Source organism: Aliiruegeria lutimaris (genome assembly GCF_900099935.1).
In the GTDB taxonomy this organism is placed as follows: domain Bacteria; phylum Pseudomonadota; class Alphaproteobacteria; order Rhodobacterales; family Rhodobacteraceae; genus Tropicimonas; species Tropicimonas lutimaris.
Map to the genome: position 1 here is coordinate 88,199 of NZ_FNEK01000004.1, position 18,359 is coordinate 106,557.

Here is an 18,359-nt window from a genome sequence, read left to right on the forward strand (position 1 = left end):
GGTCTGCCAACTAGGGTGAAATAGCGGCTGCGGCCCGTTCAACTATTGCGTTTTCGGTCATAGCTTGTTCGGCTGTCGCCTCAGGGGAGTCCGTTTGCACGGGCTGGAGAGAATGAGGGGGAGCGGATGACCGACCAGGCCGGAATCTGGAAATCTGGGCGCGGACGCGGGCGCCGGACACCGAAGGGGCGGCAGCTTGAAGACCACGCTCTGGTTGAGGTTCGCGACCTGCTAGGGGAGAAGCCACGCCGGCGCGACCTGCTGATCGAGTTCCTCCACCTGGTCCAGGATGCCTATGGACACCTCTCGGCGGCCCATATCCGCGCGCTGGCCGAGGAAATGCGGATCGCGCAGGCCGAGATCTATGAAGTCGCCACGTTCTACGCCCATTTCGACGTCGTGCATGAGGGCGAGACGCCACCGCCGGCGTTGACGATCCGTGTTTGCGACTCGTTGACCTGCGAGATGGCGGGCTCCAAGGCGCTGCGGCAGGCGCTGGAGGATGGGCTGGACCCAGACGAGGTCCGCGTGCTCCGGGCGCCCTGCATGGGGCGGTGCAATTCCGCGCCGACCGTGGAACTGGGCCATAACCACATTGAACGCGCCACGCCGGGCAAGGTGATGGCGGCAATAGAGGCAGGCGAGTTCGAACCCCACCTGCCCGACCGCCAGAGCTTCCTGGAATACCAGGCGCAGGGCGGCTATCGGACATTGCGCCTGCTGCGGGCGGCGGGCGACTGGGAAGACGTGCAGGAACAGATCGTGCAGGCGGGCCTGCGGGGCCTCGGCGGCGCGGGCTTCCCGGCGGGGCGGAAATGGGGCTTCGTACGCTCCAATCCGGGTCCGCGCTACGTGGCGGTGAATGGCGACGAGGGCGAACCCGGCACCTTCAAGGACCGCCACCACCTCGAACGCGAGCCGCATATGTTTCTCGAAGGCATGTTGATCTCGGCCTGGGCCATCGAGGCGGAGCGCTGTTACCTCTACATGCGCGACGAATATCCCGCGGTACGCGAGATCCTGCGCCAGGAGATCGCGGCGCTGGAGGCCGCCGGGCTGGTGAAGAAGGGCTATATCGAGATGCGCCGCGGCGCGGGCGCCTATATCTGCGGCGAAGAGAGCGCGATGATTGAGTCGATCGAGGGCAAGCGCGGCATCCCGCGCCACCGCCCGCCCTACGTCGCGCAAGTGGGGCTCTTCGGTCAGCCGACACTGGTGAACAATGTCGAGACGCTCTACTGGGTCGCGCGCATTGCCCGTTTCGGCCCCGAGGTGCTCAACGGTGTGGAACATAACGGGCGCACCGGGCTCCGCAGTTATTCCGTTTCGGGCCGGGTGGCGCGGCCGGGCGTCTACCTGCTGCCGGCCGGCTCCACCATCACCGATATCATCACCGCTGCCGGTGGCATCGCCGAAGGGCATGTGTTCAAGGCCTTCCAGCCGGGCGGCCCCTCCTCCGGCATCCTGCCGGCGACGCTCTCGGACGTGCCGCTGGATTTCGACACATTACAGGCGCACGGCACCTTCATCGGCTCGGCCGCCGTCGTCGTGCTCTCGGACGAGGACAGCATTCGCGACGCGGCGCTCAACATGCTGCGCTTCTTCGAGGATGAGAGCTGCGGGCAATGCACCCCCTGCCGGGTGGGCTGCGAGAAGGCGGTGAAGCTGATGCAGGCTGAAAAGTGGGATCGCGCACTTTTGGAGGAACTGAGCGAGGTCATGGTGGATGCCTCGATCTGCGGGCTTGGACAGGCGGCACCGAACCCGATCCGGCTGGTGATGAAACATTTCCCGGAGGAGGTGTGAGATGCGGCTCCTGGTGATAGCGGCCCTCTGCGCCGCCTCTCCGCTCCTTGCGCAGGATGCGCCCTATGCCGGGCAGCAGGAACGCACCATCTCTTCCTTCTCGGAGGCCGATATCGCCTCCATTGAGGCTGGCGAAGGCTGGGGGCTTGCCCTGCCTGCGGAACTCAATGGCTGGCCGGGGCCGGCGCATGTGCTGGAAATGGCCGACGCATTGTCGCTGGATACCGAACAAAGAAGCCAGATTGAGACGATCTTTGACGAAATGAAAATGGCCGCCAAATCCGAAGGGCGTCGGATGCTCGACGCGGAAGCGGCGCTGGACGCGGCTTTCAGGAGCGGCGAGATCGACCCAGAGCGCCTCGTCAAGCTGCTGGCCGCAGCAGAGGCCGCTCGGGCGGCACTTCGGCAAGTGCATCTCGGCGCGCATCTGCGCACCGCGCCGTTCCTGACTCCCCACCAGAAAATGCTTTATTCCCAAGCGCGTGGTTATCAAGGCGGCGCAGGTTTTGACCATTCCGCGCATGGAGGCAGCCACTGATGTCCGACAGCGTCACCTTCCGCCTCGACGGCGAAGACCTCACTGTTGCCAAGGGCACCACGATCTGGGAGGCCGCCAATGGGCGCGGCCTCAAGATCCCGCATCTGTGCCACAAGCCCGCGTCCGGCTACCGGCCGGACGGCAATTGCCGTGCCTGCATGGTGGAGATCGAGGGCGAGCGGAACCTCGCCGCTTCCTGCATCCGGCAGCCATCCGAGGGCATGGTCGTCAACACCGCCACCCCTCGCGCCGAAAGCGCGCGCAGGATGGTGGTGGAGATGCTGATGGCCGACCAACCGGAGCGCGAAGACGCGCACGACCTCTCCAGCCACTTCTGGGATGTGGCGGATGCCGTCGGCGTCAAGGAAAGCCGTTTCCCGGCGATAGAAAAAGAGCGCATCCCGCTTTTGGATGACAGCCACGTTGCCATGCGGGTCAATCTCGATGCCTGTATCCAGTGCGGCCTGTGCGTGCGGGCCTGCCGCGAGGTGCAGGTGAATGACGTGATCGGCATGGCCGGACGCGGGCATGACAGCTTTCCCGTCTTCGATCAGGGCGACCCAATGGGTGCCTCCACCTGCGTGGCCTGCGGCGAATGCGTGCAGGCCTGCCCGACCGGCGCCCTGATGCCGGCGGCGATCATGGACATGGTGCAGCGCGGCGACAAAGCGGATTTCGACAGCGAGACGCAGAGCGTCTGCCCGTTCTGCGGCGTCGGCTGCCTCGTAAGCCTCAAGGTCAAGGATGGGCGCATTGCCCATGTCGAAGGAATCAACGGGCCGGCGAACGAGGGCCGACTGTGCGTCAAGGGACGTTTCGGCTTCGATTATATCCACCACGAACACCGGCTGACCAAGCCGCTGATCCGGCGCACGGATGCGCCGCCCAAGGGGTTGAATGTGGACCCCGGAAACCTCTCGACCCATTTCCGCGAGGCGAGCTGGGACGAGGCGCTGGACGCCGCAGCCGGTGGGCTTGGCGGCTTGCGCACCGCGCATGGCGGGCGGTCGGTCGCCGGTTTCGGTTCGGCCAAATGCACCAACGAGGAGGCCTATCTCTTCCAAAAGCTGATCCGCGAAGGCTTTGGCCACAACAACGTGGACCATTGCACCCGGCTCTGCCACGCCTCCTCGGTCGCCGCCCTGTTGGAAAATGTTGGCTCTGGCGCGGTCACGGCCACGTTCAACGAGATCGAGAATGCCGATGTGGCAATCGTCATCGGCGCGAACCCGGTCGAGAACCACCCCGTCGCCGCGACCTATTTCAAGCAGTTTGCCAAACGTGGTGGCAAGCTGATCGTGATGGACCCGCGCGGGATCGGGCTGCGCAGCTTTGCCTCGCATATGCTGCAATTCCGGCCGGGCACCGATGTGGCCATGCTCAACGCGATCATGGCGACCATCGTCGAGGAGGGCCTTTACGACGAGGCCTATATCGCCCAGCGCACTGAGAACTGGGAAGCCGAGAAAGCGCATCTGGCCGATTTCGCGCCCGAGAAGATGGCGAAGATCTGCGGCATCGACGCCGCAACCCTGCGCGATGTCGCCCGGACCTTTGCCGGGGCCAAGGCGGGGATGATCTTTTGGGGCATGGGAGTGAGCCAGCATATCCACGGTACGGACAACTCGCGCTGCCTGATCAGCCTCGCGCTCATGTGCGGCCATGTCGGCCGTCCCGGCACCGGGCTGCACCCGCTGCGCGGGCAGAACAACGTGCAGGGTGCGTCCGATGCAGGCCTGATCCCGATGTTCCTGCCCGATTACCAATCCGTTACGGATGACGGCCTTCGCCAGCGCTTCACCGAGCTTTGGGGCTCGGAGGATTTCGGCGACCAGAAGGGGCTGACCGTTACCGAGATCCTCGATGACGTCCATGCGGGGCGCATTCGCGGCATGTATATCCTCGGCGAAAACCCGGCCATGTCGGACCCGGATGTGGAGCATGCCCGAGAGGCACTGGCCAAGCTGGAGCACCTCGTGGTGCAGGACATCTTCCTCACCGAGACGGCCAATTTCGCCGACGTGATCCTGCCCGCCTCGGCGCTCTACGAGAAAGCCGGCACCGTCTCCAATACCAACCGGCAGGTGCAGATGGTCCGCCCCGCCCTCGCCCCGCCGGGCGAGGCGCGCGAGGATTGGGCGATCACCATGGAGCTTGCGCGCAAGCTGGGGCTGGACTGGCGCTATACCCATCCGCGCGAGGTTTTCACCGAGATGAAGATCACCATGTCCAGCCTGGACAATATCACCTGGGAACGGCTGGAGCGCGAATCCGTTACCTATCCTTCGCTCTCCGAGCAGGATCCGGGGCAAGCGGTTGTCTTTGGCGACGGCTTCCCGCGCGAGGGTGGCCGGGCGAAATTCACACCCGCCGCAATCATCGCGCCGGACGAGGCGCCGGATGAGGAGTATCCGATGGTCATGACCACGGGGCGGCAACTGGAGCATTGGCATACCGGTTCGATGACCCGCCGCTCGAAGGTGCTGGACTCGGTGGAGCCGGAGGCGAATTGCTCGCTCCACCCGGCGACGTTGCGCAAGCTCGGGGTGGAACCGGGCGGCATGGTGCGGCTGAGCACGCGGCGCGGCAGCATCGAGATCATGGCGCGGTCGGACCGGGCGGTCTCGCCGGACATGGTCTTCGTGCCCTTCGCCTATGTCGAGGCGGCGGCGAATGTGCTGACCAACCCGGCGCTGGATCCCTACGGCAAGATCCCCGAGTTCAAGTTCTCGGCCGTTCGGGTGGAGCCCGCCTGACGCAAACGGCGCTGCCCATGGGCGGCGCCGGCCTAACCCTCGACCAGTTCCTTGATCTCTTCGACCGGGAACGGACTTTCGGCGATGACGGCCTCGGCGATTGGCAACTCGCCGGCCTTGTCGAAAAGCCGGTACATGTGCGCGAAGGTCGTCGCCTGCGCCAAACCGCTCTGCGCCAGCGCCCGGAAGATCGCGGCGGATTGCTCCAGCCGCCCCATCTCGGCGAGGATACGCGCCTGCGCCGTCTGAAGCCGCTGCGCGCCATGGCCGAGCCGGACCGCGCGGGTAATCTGCGCCAGCGCCTGCTCGCGCGTCGCCTCCCGGCGGCGCAAAACCTCCGCCGTCATCAGGTGCAACTCGATCAGGTCATGCTCCACCGTGGCGATCTCGGCATAGACCTGCGCCATCTCCTCGGGGCGCTTGGCGCGGCCATACCAATGGCCGAGGGCTGCCAGGTAACAGGGGTGCCGCTCCGCCGCCTCTGTTGCCTCTTCCAGCCGCACAAGACCCGCGGCAAGCTTGCCGTCTTCCAGCAGGATATCCGCCTCCCGCTTGAGATAGATCGGCTCGTCGGGATGGGCGCGCAGCGCCGCGCGGTTGCTTGCCAGCGCCTCGTCCAGCTCGCCCAATTCGCGCAGCATCACCGCCGCCGCGCTCTCCAACTCCGGGCTACCAGCCAGCCGCACGTGGTTCTTTTCCAGCCGCACCAGCCCGTTGCGGATGCGGGTATGGTTCCAGTAGCCACGCCCCACCCGCTTGCCGTGGACCAGCCGCCAATCCCTGAGCGCCACCTCCCAGGGGTAGGAAACCGTGCCGGCCTCGGCCCAGCCCTCGGGCGGCACGCAGGCGTTCAGCCTGGACAGCCGCTCATCGGCGCCGGGGAACAGGTTACCCTTGCGCGAGATCATGCGCGGGTCGATCGGATAGCTCGGAGCACGTTCCAGCCAGCCCGCCGAGAGCAGCGCCCCCAGCACCCCCGGCACCAGCCGGTCCATCGGCCCCATCCACCAGGCGACATGCGCCCAGCGATGCGCATCCTCCGCTTCCCCGGCTTCGAGATGGGCAAGCGCCGCGTAGCTGGCCACATTTCCTAGCGCATCGTCTCCGCTCACCGGACGGCCCCAGGCTGCCTTGCGTACCCTGCGACTGCTGGAAAGGTCACCGCAATCGACGCAAAGCTCGCTCAGAAGCGGGAAGATATAGGGCTTGCGGAAGCCGCGATTGACCTGTGCCGCGAGCAGGTCGCGGGCCTGCGCGGCGCGTCCCTGCCCGCGCAGGTAATCGACGAGAAAGGGGAAGCACTGTCCCAGGTCGCCATCACCGAGGAAATGTTCCTCCGGCGCATCCATGCGAGAGATCAGAAGCTCCATCGCCTCGGCCTGCCCCTCTGAGGAAAGCGCGTCCTGCACCGAGAAGACCGTGCCGCCGCCCAGCGTCGCCGCGGTCTGCGAAAAAGCGGAATGCGGCGGGCCGAAGATCTGCTTGCAGCGCGACATGGCAAAAAGTTCAAGGAAATCGCGCTGCCCAAGCAGCAATTCCTCGTCCCCCACCAGCTCCTCGAAGGTCATCACCCGTTCGCCACCGGCAACCTTGAGCCGCTCCACCTCGTGGCGCGTGTCGGAAAAGACGAGACAGGCCGCCTCCGGGTCTTCCAACTGGTGGGTCAGGTGCACCTCGTAGAATTCGCGCGGGATATACTTGTTCGGCCAGAGCTTCTGCGAGGTGATCGGGTTGGAGATGATGTCGCCGCGCCGGATGTGATAGGCGCTCAGATGGGTGCCCGCGAGCCGTGCATCAATCTGTTCGGAAACACGCCGGATCGTGTCGCAGAAGCCGATGCCGTCAAAACAGCCCGCCAGCCGCGCGGCGACGGCCTCCGCATCCTCCCATGGCAGAACGGTCGTACCCACCGAGCGCTGCGAAAGAAACCCCTTCCCTTCGGTCGCGGCTGCCTTCAGCGACTCGGCACTGCCGAGATGAGTCGCGTCCAGGTCGTCCAGCGCCGCCCAATCCGCAGCCGACATGTCGCCCTCGACAAAATGGCGTTCGACGAATTCCGGCGTGAAGATATCGGTCGGGTTGCGCAGCTCCTCGGCGGTGCGGCCATGGCTGACCCAGGCCACCACGAAGGGAATGTCATAGTCGCGCGAAATGCGTATGGCATTGAGAATGGAGATCAGCCGCCCGCCCATACGGTCGTTGCGATGGGCGACGATTTGGCCGCCATGCGTCTGAGATCGGTCCATTCTACTCTCCCGGCTCGTGCCAGCATGATGCGGTGCAATTGAGAGCAGGTAAACGGCGGAACTGCGGCAAGGGCCAGCCTTTCCCGCGACGCAAGACTGCTTTGCTGCACATGCACACTTATGGTCGCATTTGCATGTCTCGTCAGAGTCGCTACTGTGCCGCCCGAACCGGGGCTGCAGCTGCAGAATCTGGCATTGGGGAGAATGCCGCGCTGCCCACCCCGAGATGAGGAACACTTCGGAATCTTTTGAAAGGTAACGACAAATGGCTGAAAACCAAACGCCCGACATTCTGTATACCAAGGTAGACGAAGCACCCGAACTCGCTTCTGCTTCGTTGCTGCCGATCATTCGCAAATTCGCCGCCGCGGCCGGAATCGAGGTCGGAACCAAGGATATTTCCGTCGCCGGACGGATTCTTTCGACTTTCCCGGAGTATCTGAAGGAAGAGCAGCGGATTTCGGATGACCTTGCGGAATTGGGCGAGTTGGTGAAGACACCGGACGCCAACGTGATCAAGCTGCCGAATATCTCGGCCTCCGTGCCACAGCTGACCGCCGCCATCGCAGAGCTGCAGGCCCAAGGCTTTGCTGTTCCGAACTACCCCGAAGAGCCTTCGACGGACGAGGAAAAGGCCGTTCGCGCCAAGTATGACGCGATCAAGGGCTCGGCCGTGAACCCGGTCCTGCGCGAGGGCAACTCGGACCGCCGCGCCGCTAAGGCGGTGAAGAACTACGCCCAGAAGAACCCGCATTCGATGGGCAAATGGGCCTCCGACAGCAAGACCAAGGTCTCGTCCATGTCGGATAGTGACTTCTTCGCCAACGAGAAATCCGCCACCATCACCGCCGCGCAAGCCGGAGACGCCAAGATCGAGTTCGTCGCCAAGGACGGTGCCGTGAGCGTTCTCAAGGCTGGCTGGCCGCTGGAAGAAGGCACAGTTGCCGACGCGACCTTCATGTCGGTGCGTGCGCTCTCCGCCTTCCTCGCCGAGGCGATCGAGGACACCAAATCCGACGGCACCATGTTCTCGCTGCACATGAAGGCCACGATGATGAAGGTCTCCGACCCGATCATCTTCGGCTATGCGGTGAAAGCCTGGCTCGCGCCTGTCTTCGAAAAATTCGGCGACGAGATGGCCGCGCTTGGCGTCAACGTCAATTCCGGCATGGGCGACCTGCTGGAGCGCGTGAAAGGCAACGCCGAAATCATGGCCGCAATCGAGGCCGTGGCCGCCGAGCGCCCTGCCATGTACATGGTCGACAGCGACAAGGGCATCACCAACCTGCACGTGCCCTCCGACGTCATCATCGACGCCTCCATGCCGGCCGTGATCCGCGCCGGCGGCAAGGGCTGGGACGAGAAAGGCCAGAAGGGCGACACCAACTGCGTCATTCCCGACCGTTGCTACGCCACCGTCTATGACGAGGCGATCAACTTCTTCAAGGCCAACGGTGCGCTTGACCCCTCCACCGCCGGGGCCGTCGCCAATGTCGGCCTGATGGCGCAGAAGGCGGAGGAATACGGCTCCCACCCGACCACCTTCGAGGCACCGGCCGATGGCGAGATCCGCGTCGTTCTGGCCAATGGCGAGACCCTGCATTCGCACGCTGTCGAGGCGGGCGACATCTGGCGCGCCTGCACCGTGAAGAAAGCCCCGATCGAGAACTGGATCCAGCTCGCGCTGGACCGTCAGCGCCTGACCGGCTCCGAGGCGATCTTCTGGCTGGACAGCGCGCGCGCCCACGATGCACAGCTGATTGAATACGTGAAGCCCGCGCTGGAAACTGCTGGTGTTGCAGATAAATTCCAGATCATGGCGCCGCGCGAGGCAACAGCCCAGTCGCTCAAGACCATCACCGCCGGCGCGGACAGCATCGCCATCACCGGCAACGTGTTGCGGGATTACCTGACGGACTTGTTCCCGATCCTGGAGCTGGGCACCTCGGCCAAGATGCTCTCCATCGTCAAGCTTATGAACGGTGGCGGCCTGTTCGAGACCGGCGCCGGCGGATCGGCTCCGAAACACGTCCAGCAGCTGGTGGCCGAGAACCACCTGCGGTGGGACTCGATGGGTGAGTTCTGTGCCCTCGGCGAGAGCTTCAACTTTCTGGCCGACACCAAGGGCAACGCCAAGGCCGGCGTGCTGGGCGCCGCCGCCGAGGCCGCGACCCAGGGCATCCTGGACTTCAACCGCTCGCCCTCGCGCAAGGTCGGCGAGCCCGACAACCGCGACAGCCATTACTGGTTCGCCCGCTACTGGGCCGAAGCGCTGGCCGCACAGAGTGACTATGCCGCGCTTGCCGCCGAGTTCGCTCCGATCGCCAAGGCGTTGGCCGATGGCGAGGAAGCGATCCTCGGGGAGTTGGCCGCAGTGCAAGGCGTGAAGGTTGACCTTGGTGGCTACTTCAACACCGATCCGACCAAGACCGCGGCAGTCATGCGCCCCTCGGCGACGCTGAACGCGATCATTGGCTGATCATAGCCGACAAAGTCAAAGGAAACGCCCGCTTCGGCGGGCGTTTTTCTTTGTCCGGTCACGTCTGCCAAACGCATCTTCAGGAGATGCTTGCGGGCAGTTTCGAAAGGGGGCTTTGCCCCCCGCGCTCTAGCAAGCGCTCCCCCCAGGATATTTGAGGAAAGAGGATGTATAATTCCTCTGACGAGAATTATTAGTTTCGCTATTAGCTTATTAATGATCAGAGGTAGTGCCCCTTTAGGCGCCTTCGGAACAGCGCTCGATTGCGCCGCATTTTCTTGCTGAATTGTTGGTCATATGCTACCTCCGTCACGTTCGACCCGCGGGACTGACAGGAAGATTCCGGGCAGGCGCCTTGAAGCTTTACCGAAGCAACAACGGAATCGAATAAAAACGAATAAAAACGCGTGATCGCAGTTCCAACGCGTGTTTCCATGGCAAAGGTATGAGCGCATGGCATCCGATACCGTCTCCAACGACGCGCCGCATCGGCGTTTCAACCCGCTCAAGGGCGAATGGGTGCTCGTCTCTCCGCATCGCAACAAGCGCCCCTGGTCTGGCCAGCAGGAGAAGACCGCTGGTGTCGAGAAGCCGGAATTCGACCCGGGCTGCTACCTCTGCCCGGGCAATACCCGCAACAATGGCGTGGTGAATGACAGCTACACGGGCCCCTGGGTGTTCGACAATGACTTCCCAGCGCTTTTGAGCGACAGCCCCGAGGGCGGCACCACGGGTGATCCGTTGTTCCGCGCCGCCAATGTGCGCGGCACGGCCCGGGTCATGTGCTTTTCGGAGCGCCACGACCTGACATTGCCCGAACTGCCGGTGAGCGAGATCCGCAAGGTGGTCGATGTCTGGGCCGGGCAGATCGAGGAGTTGGGCGCGCAATATGACTGGGTGGCACTGTTCGAGAACAAGGGCGTGGTGATGGGCTGTTCGCAGCCGCACCCGCATGGGCAGATCTGGGCCTCCGATTTCCTGCCGAACGAGGTCACCCGCGAAGACGAATGCCAGAAGAGACATCTCGAAGAGATCGGCAATGTGTTGCTGGTCGAGTATGCCGCTTCCGAGTCGCAGAAGCAGGAGCGCATCGTCGTCGAGAATGACGACTGGCTGGCCGTCGTTCCCTGGTGGGCGGTCTGGCCCTTTGAAACGCTCGTGATGCCGCGCCGCCACGTGCTGCGACTTCCTGATCTGACCGAGGCGGAACGCGATGGGCTGGCCGATATCCTCAAGAGGCTCTGCACCCGTTATGACAACCTTTTCGAGACCGAGTTCCCCTACACGATGGGCTGGCATGGCGCGCCGACGCGAGAGGGCCGCTGGGACCACTGGCAGCTGCACGCCCATTTCTATCCGCCGCTGCTGCGCTCAGCCACGGTGCGGAAATTCATGGTGGGTTACGAGATGCTGTCGGAAGCGCAGCGCGACCTGACGGCGGAGCAGGCGGCCGAACGACTGCGCGGCCTGTCAGATGTCCATTACAAGCAAGGAGGCGCCTCGTGAAAACGCAGGATCGGGACATGACGGCTGATGCCGCCGCCGCCTATGAGCAGCATTTCGGCCGGGCGCCGGAGCTGACCACCTATGCCCCCGGTCGTGTGAACCTGCTGGGCGAACATACCGATTACAATGGCGGCTACGTGCTGCCGATGCCGCTCAAGGGGCTTGGCGTTTTCATCGCGGTCGGGCGCGGGCCTGCGCCAGGCGTGGTGGAGGCCTATTCGGACACGTTCAATGCCTCCGAGACCCGCAAGATCACCGATGGCAAGGAAGGTCGTTGGTCGGACTACGTGCTGGGCTGCCTGAAGGCCGTCGCCCAAGAGGAGATCGCGGAAACCGGACTGCGCGTGACGCTGATCACGACATTGCCGATGGGGGCTGGCCTGTCGAGTTCCGCCGCGCTCGAAGTCGCCTCGATCCGCGCGGCCTCCGAGCTGTTCGGAAAGCCGATTTCTCCGGTCGAGATTGCCGTAAAGGCCCGCGCGGTGGAGAATGGTTTCGTCGGCATGCCCTGCGGGATCATGGATCAGTTCGCCTCCTCCGTCGGCACTCCCGGCAATGCGCTCTTCCTGAATACTCGCACGCTGGACTACCAGCCGGCGCACCTGCCCGATGGGCACAGCTTCGTCATCGTGCATTCCGGCGTCAGCCATCAATTGACCGAGGACGGTTATGCGACCCGGGTAGCAGAATGCAACGCCGCCTGCGAGGCGCTCGGCGTGGAGATGTTGAGCGATCTCGGCCCCGACGATCTTGATCGCCTGTCTGGGATCGCGGACCTGCTGGCCCGGCGCACGCGGCATGTGATCACCGACAACCAGCGCGTTCTGGACGGGCTCGACGCCCTCAAGGCCGGGAACATGGTCCTGTTCGGCCAGTTGATGAATGCCAGCCACGCCTCTCAGCGGGACGATTACGAGATCACCGTTCCGGAAACGGATGCGCTGGTCGAGGCCGCCTTGCAGGCCGGCGCCATCGGCGCGCGGCAGACCGGGGGCGGTTTCGGCGGATCAATCGTGGTGCTTGTGCCCGACGCTGCCGTCGAAACGGTCGGCCAGTCACTGGTTGATTCCTTTGCCAAGGCACGCGTGCTTGCGGTCACTTGAACCGCCTTGCAGCGGGCAGCAACCTTTTCTTAGGATTTTTGCCCGAGCTTGGAGGCGCGCAGGGTGAGGCTCCACTTTGTCCTGCGTGCGGTGCTTGTTTCGCCGCGGGAAAGGTCCGTCGATATCGATCCCCGTATGTTCTCCAGGGAACATACCGCAAGAGATTGATTTGGCGGGCCTCTTTCCGTTCCTGACGTAGCTTCCGGAGCAAAGCGCCTCATTGGGTTCCGCGCAGTCGCGCGCTAGCGTGCGCCGAAGCCAAATGGGAGGTTCACATGGTCGATTCCGTTTTCAACGCAGATTCCGTCGCTGTGATCACCGGATCCGGTGCCGGGATCGGCCTCGCGCTCGCGCAGGAACTCGCTTCCGTCGGCATGCGCGTCGTGCTCGTCGACAATCGCGCAGACCTGCTGGAAGCCGCCGCCCGGAAGGTCCGCGACGCCGGTGCTGCCGACGTGATGACGCGCAGCGCCGATGTTTCCGACGAAGCGTCCATGGCTTCGCTTGAGGCCGAGGTTGCCGAACGGTTCGGTGGCACGGACATCCTGGTCAATAACGCCGGCATCCAGCCCGGCAGTGCGATGTTCGGCCCGCGTGACGCCTGGGAAGCGGTCCTCAAGACCAATCTTTGGGGCGTCATCAATGGGACACGCGCCTTCGCAACGCGAATGATCGAGCGCGGCCGCCCCGGGATGATCGTGAACACGGGCTCGAAGCAAGGGATCACGACACCGCCGGGAGATCCGGCCTATAACGTCGCCAAGGCGGGCGTGAAGGCCTATACCGAGGCGCTGGCGCATGAACTCCGCAGTGGTGCGGGCGCCCATCTGAGCGCACATCTGTTGATACCCGGTTTCGTCTTCACTGAGCTCACAGCAGGTGGCCGGACGCAAAAGCCCGACGGCGCCTGGTCACCGGAAGAACTCGCGCGCTTTGCCATGGAAAAGCTGCGGGAGGGGGATTTCTATATCCTTTGCCCGGATAACGATGTGTCGCGCGAACTGGACGAAAAGCGCATGACCTGGGCGATGGGCGACATAATCGAGAACAGGCCGGCCCTCTCGCGCTGGCATCCCGACTACGCGGAGGCGTTCGAGGCCTATATATTCGGAAGGCGTAGACCGGCACACCGCAACCTCGGCTTCAAGCCATTACCGATCATTTGGGGGCGCCGACAAGCTTCCGAAAGATGGGCACTCATCCAAACAAAAAAACCGCCGCACATCCGGGCGGGATGGCGGCGGCAAAGTCGCGATTCTGGAGGCCGGCTGGCTGGGGCAGAGGCGCGCCCCGAGCCTATTGGGGACAGGCAAGAGGCCGGGCGTTCATCACGATGGGGACGAGGATGGACGCCGCCGGTTGGCAGATCGCAGGCAGAAACTCAGACGAGCGCGGGCAGATGCAGGCCAGCGACGAGGATCACCATGAGAGCAACCGCGCCGAGTGCATCGGGCAGAAGAGTTGCTTCAGTACGGGCAATCAGGTCTTTCAGATCGGTGAACATCGGGGCGGGTCCTGTTGGCTATCGTAGCTCGTTTGTTGCATCTTTGTTCTCACTTCGAGACCCAAAAGTAAAGAACTTTTTAAGAACATTTGCGAACAGACGAGAACAAACCCTTTAACCTACTGAAATCAGGCGGATCGCCTTGTCCTGCTCCATGAGCCAAAGCAGCGTGCGAACGGCTTGCCCGCGCGGGCCGGTCAGGTCCGGGTCGTCCTGCAGAAGACGACGTGCATCCTGCTGCGCCACTTGCATCAGGCCCGCCTGCCGTTCGATGTCGGCAACGCGGAACTTCGGAAGGCCCGACTGTGCGGTTCCGATCAGGTCCCCTGCCCCGCGAATGGCGAGATCCTCTTCGGCGATGCGGAAACCGTCCTCCGTCTCCCGCAGGATCTCCAGCCGCCGCCGACCGCCTTCGGTCAGCGGCCCCTTGTACATGAGCAGGCAGGTCGAGGCCGTCGCGCCGCGCCCTACCCGTCCGCGAAGTTGGTGCAACTGCGCCAGACCGAAATTCTCCGCCTGTTCGATCACCATGATCGAGGCATTCGGAACGTTGACCCCAACCTCGATCACCGTCGTTGCCACAAGCACCGCCGTCTCCCCGGAAACGAAACGCGCCATGGAGGCGTCCTTTTCCGCCGGCGGCATCTGTCCGTGCACAAGGCCAACCTTGCCTTCACCGAAGGCGGCGCGCAAATGACGAAAGCGATCCTCGGCGGCGGTCATATCCACCACCTCGCTCTCCTCAACCAGGGGGCAGACCCAGTAGGCCTGTCGCCCCTCCGCGATCGCGCGGCGCAACCTCTCGACCACCTCGTCGATACGTTGGGCAGAGACCAGCGCCGTCTGCACCGGTTGGCGCCCGGGTGGTTTCTCGTCCAGCACCGAAAGATCCATATCGCCATATTGCGCGAGCGACAGGCTGCGCGGGATCGGCGTGGCCGTCATAACCAGCACGTCCACCGCGTGCCCCTTGGCGCCGAGTTCCATTCGTTGCGCAACGCCAAAGCGATGCTGCTCGTCGACCACGGCCAGTCGAAGATCCCGGAATTCCACATCTTTCTGGAACACTGCATGCGTGCCAACAAGAATATGGATATCGCCACGTGCCAGCGCCTCAAGCTTGGCCCGCCGCTCTGCCCCTTTGTCGCGACCGGTCAGGAGTTCAAGAACCACGCCCGCGCTCTCGGCCAGGGGACGGAGCGATTCCAGGTGCTGACGGGCCAGAATTTCAGTCGGCGCCATCATCACGCCCTGCCCCCCGGCCTCCACCGCCACCAGAAGCGCCATCACCGCGACCAGCGTTTTTCCCGCGCCGACATCGCCCTGGAGTAGCCGCGACATGCGCTTGGGACCGGCCATGTCGGCGGAGATTTCAGCGATCGCGCGCTCCTGCGCGCCGGTCGGAACGTAGGGCAAGGCATCCAGAACGCGCGACTGCAAACGGCCCGTTGCAACGGACTCGCGCCCCTTGCCGCGCCGCTCGACCTGCCGGGCCAGCGCCAGCGTCACCTGATGCGCGAAAAGCTCGTCATAGGCCAGCCGCCGTCGCGCGGCGCTGTCAGCGGAGACATCGCGCAGGCTCTCGGGGCTATGCGCGGCCTCGAGCGCGCTCTTCCAGTCGGTCCATCCCTCTCGTTCCACCAGACCGGGATCGGACCATTCCGGCAGGTCCGGCGCCCGCTTCAACGCTCCCCGGCTCGCCTTCAGCATTACCTTCTGCGTCACGCCCGAGGTCAGCGGATAGACCGGCTCGAATTCCGGGATCTCGCCTGCCTCCTCCGGGCGCAAGATGTGGTCCGGATGGACCATCTGCGCCACACCGTCGAAGAACTCGATCTTGCCCGACACCAGGCGGCGTTGCCCGGTGGGCAATTGCCGCTGAAGATACTCGGCATTGGCGTGGAAAAAGACGAGCTGGAAACGCGTCTGCGCATCTTCGACCTCGATCCGATAGGGCCCGTTGCGCCGCGCCGCGCCGCGATGCTGGCCGACCGTGACCTCTACACTTGCCGTGCACGGCAATTCCAGCCCTTGCACCGTTGGCACGCGCCGGCGGTCGATTCCGGAATGCGGTAGCGTGAAGAGCAGATCGCGCGGGCGCTCGATGTCGATATGCGCGAGGTTGCGGGCCGTTTTCGGCCCGATGCCTTCCAGCGTCTCCAACTCGGCAAAGAGCGGAAAGAGGATCGCCGGCCGCCCGCTCATGCCTGCCCGATCAGTACCAGCCAGCCATCTTCATCCAGCGTCTCGATGCCAAGCTCGGCCGCTTTCTTGGCCTTGGAGCCGGCACCGGGGCCAGCCACCAGAAGATCCGTTTTCTTCGACACCGATCCGGACACCTTGGCGCCGAGCGCCTCGGCCCGCGCCTTGGCCTCGGCCCGGGTCATCTTTTCCAGCGTTCCGGTAAAGACCACGGTCTTGCCCGCTACGGGACTGTCGCTTGCTTGTGGCGCGGAAACATCCTCGATCTGCAACCGGGCGACAAGCGCGTCGATCATCTCCCGCTCGGCCGGCTGCGCCATTGCGGTCACCAGCGATTGCACCAGTGTCTCGCCGATCCCGTCGACCGACAGCAACTCGGCCCAGTTCGGGCTTTGCTCCAAAACGGCCTTGCGCGCCTTGGCATCCTCTGCCTGCGTGGCGGGTTCGGAAATCGCGCCGTCAATCACCGCTTTCAAGACATCCCAACTGCCGAAATGCCGCGCGAGCGTCGCGCTCGCGACCTCGCCCAGATGTCGCAGCCCGAGCGCGAAAAGGAACCGGTTCAGCGGAATGCGCCGCTTCTCCTCGATGGCGCGGAAGAGATTGGTGGCCGATTTCTCGCCCCACCCATCCCGGTTTTGCAATTGCTGCAGCCCGGAGCCGTAGTTTTCTTCCAGATCGAAAATGTCCGCTGGCGTCTTCACCCAGCCATCTCGGTAGAATTGTTCGACCTGTTTCGCGCCCAGCCCCTCGATATCGAACGCCGCACGAGACACGAAATGTTTCAGCTTTTCAACAGCCTGCGCGGCACAGATCATGCCGCCGGAACAGCGACGGACGGAATCGCCTTCCTCACGGATCGCATCCGACCCGCAGACCGGGCATTGATGGGGAAAGGCAAAGGGTTCAGCATCGGAGGGTCGCTTCGAAATATCGACATCGGCGATCTTGGGAATAACGTCGCCGGCGCGATAAACCTGCACCCAGTCGCCGACGCGAATATCGCGGCCGTCCCGGATCGCCGCGCCCGAATTGTCGCGCCCGGCGATGTAATCCTCGTTATGCAGCGTCGCGTTCGACACCACGACCCCACCCACTGTTACCGGCGATAGGCGCGCGACCGGGCTGAGCGCGCCGGTGCGGCCGACCTGGATGTCGATCTCCTCAAGCCGTGTCCAGGCGAGTTCCGCGGGGAATTTATGGGCGATCGCCCAGCGAGGCGTGGTGGAGCGAAAACCAAGCCGCGCCTGGTAGGCAAGGTCGTCCACCTTGTAGACCACGCCGTCGATATCGTAGCCGAGGCTCGCACGCTGCACCTCGATGTCCCGATAATGGTGTAGCATCGCCTCAGGGTCGGGGCAGAGGATAGTGAGCGGGTTCGTCGGGAACCCCAAGGCGGCCAGTCGCTCAATGGCCGCCAATTGCGTCTCGGCCAGCGGTTCGGACAGTTCTCCCCAGGCATAGGCAAAGAAACGCAGCGGGCGTTCGCGGGTGATCGCAGAATCGAGTTGGCGGAGAGAGCCGGCCGCCGCGTTGCGCGGGTTGGCAAAGGTCTTTGCAACACGTTTTCCGGGGTTCGGGATCGACGCATGTTCGGCCAGAATCCGGTCATTGAGGGCTTCGAAATCGGCGTGACTCATATAGACTTCGCCGCGCACCTCAAGTATTTCAGGTGCATTTTCAATAGTTTGAGGTACATCTCCGATGGTACGGGCATTGGCGGTCACGTTCTCGCCCACGCTGCCGTCGCCGCGCGTTGCGGCCTGGACCAGCCGACCCTTCTCGTAGCGCAGCGACAGGGACAACCCGTCGATCTTCGGTTCGGCCGTGTAGGCAAGCGGAGCCTCCGACGGCAACCCCAGATAGCTGCGAATCGAACGGTCGAACTCTGCGACGTCTTCGTCCTCGAATGCATTGCCAAGCGAGAGCATCCGCACGGCGTGCCTGACCTTGGAAAATCCCTCCGAGGGCGTGGTGCCGACCTGCTCCGAGGGCGTGTCCGGGCGCACCAGATTCGGGAAAGACGCCTCGATTTCGGAATTCCGCCGTTTGAGCACGTCATATTCGGCGTCGCTCATCACCGGCGCATCATCCGCATGATAGGCGCGGTTGGCTTCAGTCAGGACCTGCGCCAAGCGCGCAAGTTCGCTGGCGGCCTCTTCGGCAGTCAGGGATTGCACCGCTTTCGATCTTGCCATGTCTCGCTCCGCCGCCAGGGT

10 protein-coding genes are annotated in these 18,359 nt (G+C 63.9%); 7 read left to right on the plus strand and 3 right to left on the minus strand.

Going from position 1 to position 18,359, the window contains the following annotated elements:
• Positions 1–126: 126 nt before the first annotated feature.
• The 3 genes from BLR85_RS03430 to fdhF are packed head-to-tail and all read left to right on the plus strand — an operon-like array spanning position 127 to position 5,100.
• Positions 127–1,806, plus strand: coding sequence for an NAD(P)H-dependent oxidoreductase subunit E (locus tag BLR85_RS03430; RefSeq protein ID WP_093149538.1), 1,680 nt, complete (start codon positions 127–129; stop codon positions 1,804–1,806).
• A gap of 1 nt (position 1,807) precedes the next feature.
• A complete protein-coding gene (locus tag BLR85_RS03435) occupies positions 1,808–2,344 on the plus strand; it encodes a periplasmic heavy metal sensor (RefSeq protein ID WP_093149542.1) in 537 nt (178 codons plus the stop codon).
• Positions 2,344–5,100 carry a formate dehydrogenase subunit alpha gene (fdhF, locus tag BLR85_RS03440; RefSeq protein WP_093149546.1) on the plus strand — a complete coding sequence of 919 codons (2,757 nt, stop codon included), beginning with the start codon at positions 2,344–2,346 and terminating at the stop codon, positions 5,098–5,100. Before BLR85_RS03435 ends, fdhF begins: the two co-directional genes overlap by 1 nt.
• A gap of 32 nt (positions 5,101–5,132) precedes the next feature.
• Here fdhF and BLR85_RS03445 read toward each other — a convergent pair whose 3' ends face one another.
• A complete protein-coding gene (locus BLR85_RS03445; RefSeq protein ID WP_093149551.1) occupies positions 5,133–7,346 on the minus strand; it encodes a hypothetical protein in 2,214 nt (737 codons plus the stop codon).
• Between the two features lie 265 nt (positions 7,347–7,611).
• On the opposite strand from BLR85_RS03445, the gene BLR85_RS03450 reads away from it, so the two are divergent.
• The 4 genes from BLR85_RS03450 (at position 7,612) to BLR85_RS29745 (ending at position 14,056) form a co-directional block, all read left to right on the plus strand.
• The gene (locus tag BLR85_RS03450; protein ID WP_093149555.1) at positions 7,612–9,825 is read left to right on the plus strand and encodes an NADP-dependent isocitrate dehydrogenase; all 2,214 of its coding nucleotides are present in this window, start codon (positions 7,612–7,614) and stop codon (positions 9,823–9,825) included.
• 453 nt (positions 9,826–10,278) lie between these two features.
• Entirely contained in the window at positions 10,279–11,331 is a 1,053-nt protein-coding gene (locus BLR85_RS03455) for a UDP-glucose--hexose-1-phosphate uridylyltransferase (RefSeq protein WP_093149559.1), read from the plus strand.
• A complete protein-coding gene (gene galK, locus BLR85_RS03460) occupies positions 11,328–12,434 on the plus strand; it encodes a galactokinase (protein ID WP_093149563.1) in 1,107 nt (368 codons plus the stop codon). Before BLR85_RS03455 ends, galK begins: the two co-directional genes overlap by 4 nt.
• 275 nt (positions 12,435–12,709) lie before the next feature.
• On the plus strand, positions 12,710–14,056 hold the full coding sequence (locus BLR85_RS29745; protein WP_093149565.1) for an SDR family NAD(P)-dependent oxidoreductase: 1,347 nt from the start codon (positions 12,710–12,712) through the stop codon (positions 14,054–14,056).
• On the opposite strand, the gene recG is transcribed toward BLR85_RS29745, so the two are convergent.
• Complete coding sequence (gene recG / locus BLR85_RS03470; protein ID WP_093149568.1) at positions 14,053–16,143, minus strand: ATP-dependent DNA helicase RecG; 2,091 nt, start codon at positions 16,141–16,143, stop codon at positions 14,053–14,055. The genes BLR85_RS29745 and recG overlap by 4 nt on opposite strands.
• The gene (gene ligA, locus BLR85_RS03475; protein ID WP_093149570.1) at positions 16,140–18,338 is read right to left on the minus strand and encodes an NAD-dependent DNA ligase LigA; all 2,199 of its coding nucleotides are present in this window, start codon (positions 18,336–18,338) and stop codon (positions 16,140–16,142) included. Before ligA ends, recG begins: the two co-directional genes overlap by 4 nt.
• Positions 18,339–18,359 lie beyond the last annotated feature (21 nt).

What these genes read in the sequence shown, in the direction of transcription:
- BLR85_RS03430 (WP_093149538.1), top strand. Translation starts at nt 127, where the DNA reads ATGACCGACCAGGCCGGAATCTGGAAATCTGGGCGCGGACGCGGGCGC.
- BLR85_RS03455 (WP_093149559.1), top strand. Translation starts at nt 10,279, where the DNA reads ATGGCATCCGATACCGTCTCCAACGACGCGCCGCATCGGCGTTTCAAC.
- BLR85_RS29745 (WP_093149565.1), top strand. Translation starts at nt 12,710, where the DNA reads ATGGTCGATTCCGTTTTCAACGCAGATTCCGTCGCTGTGATCACCGGA.
- fdhF (WP_093149546.1), top strand. Translation starts at nt 2,344, where the DNA reads ATGTCCGACAGCGTCACCTTCCGCCTCGACGGCGAAGACCTCACTGTT.
- BLR85_RS03450 (WP_093149555.1), top strand. Translation starts at nt 7,612, where the DNA reads ATGGCTGAAAACCAAACGCCCGACATTCTGTATACCAAGGTAGACGAA.
- BLR85_RS03445 (WP_093149551.1), bottom strand. Translation starts at nt 7,346, where the DNA reads ATGGACCGATCTCAGACGCATGGCGGCCAAATCGTCGCCCATCGCAAC.
- BLR85_RS03435 (WP_093149542.1), top strand. Translation starts at nt 1,808, where the DNA reads ATGCGGCTCCTGGTGATAGCGGCCCTCTGCGCCGCCTCTCCGCTCCTT.
- recG (WP_093149568.1), bottom strand. Translation starts at nt 16,143, where the DNA reads ATGAGCGGGCGGCCGGCGATCCTCTTTCCGCTCTTTGCCGAGTTGGAG.
- ligA (WP_093149570.1), bottom strand. Translation starts at nt 18,338, where the DNA reads ATGGCAAGATCGAAAGCGGTGCAATCCCTGACTGCCGAAGAGGCCGCC.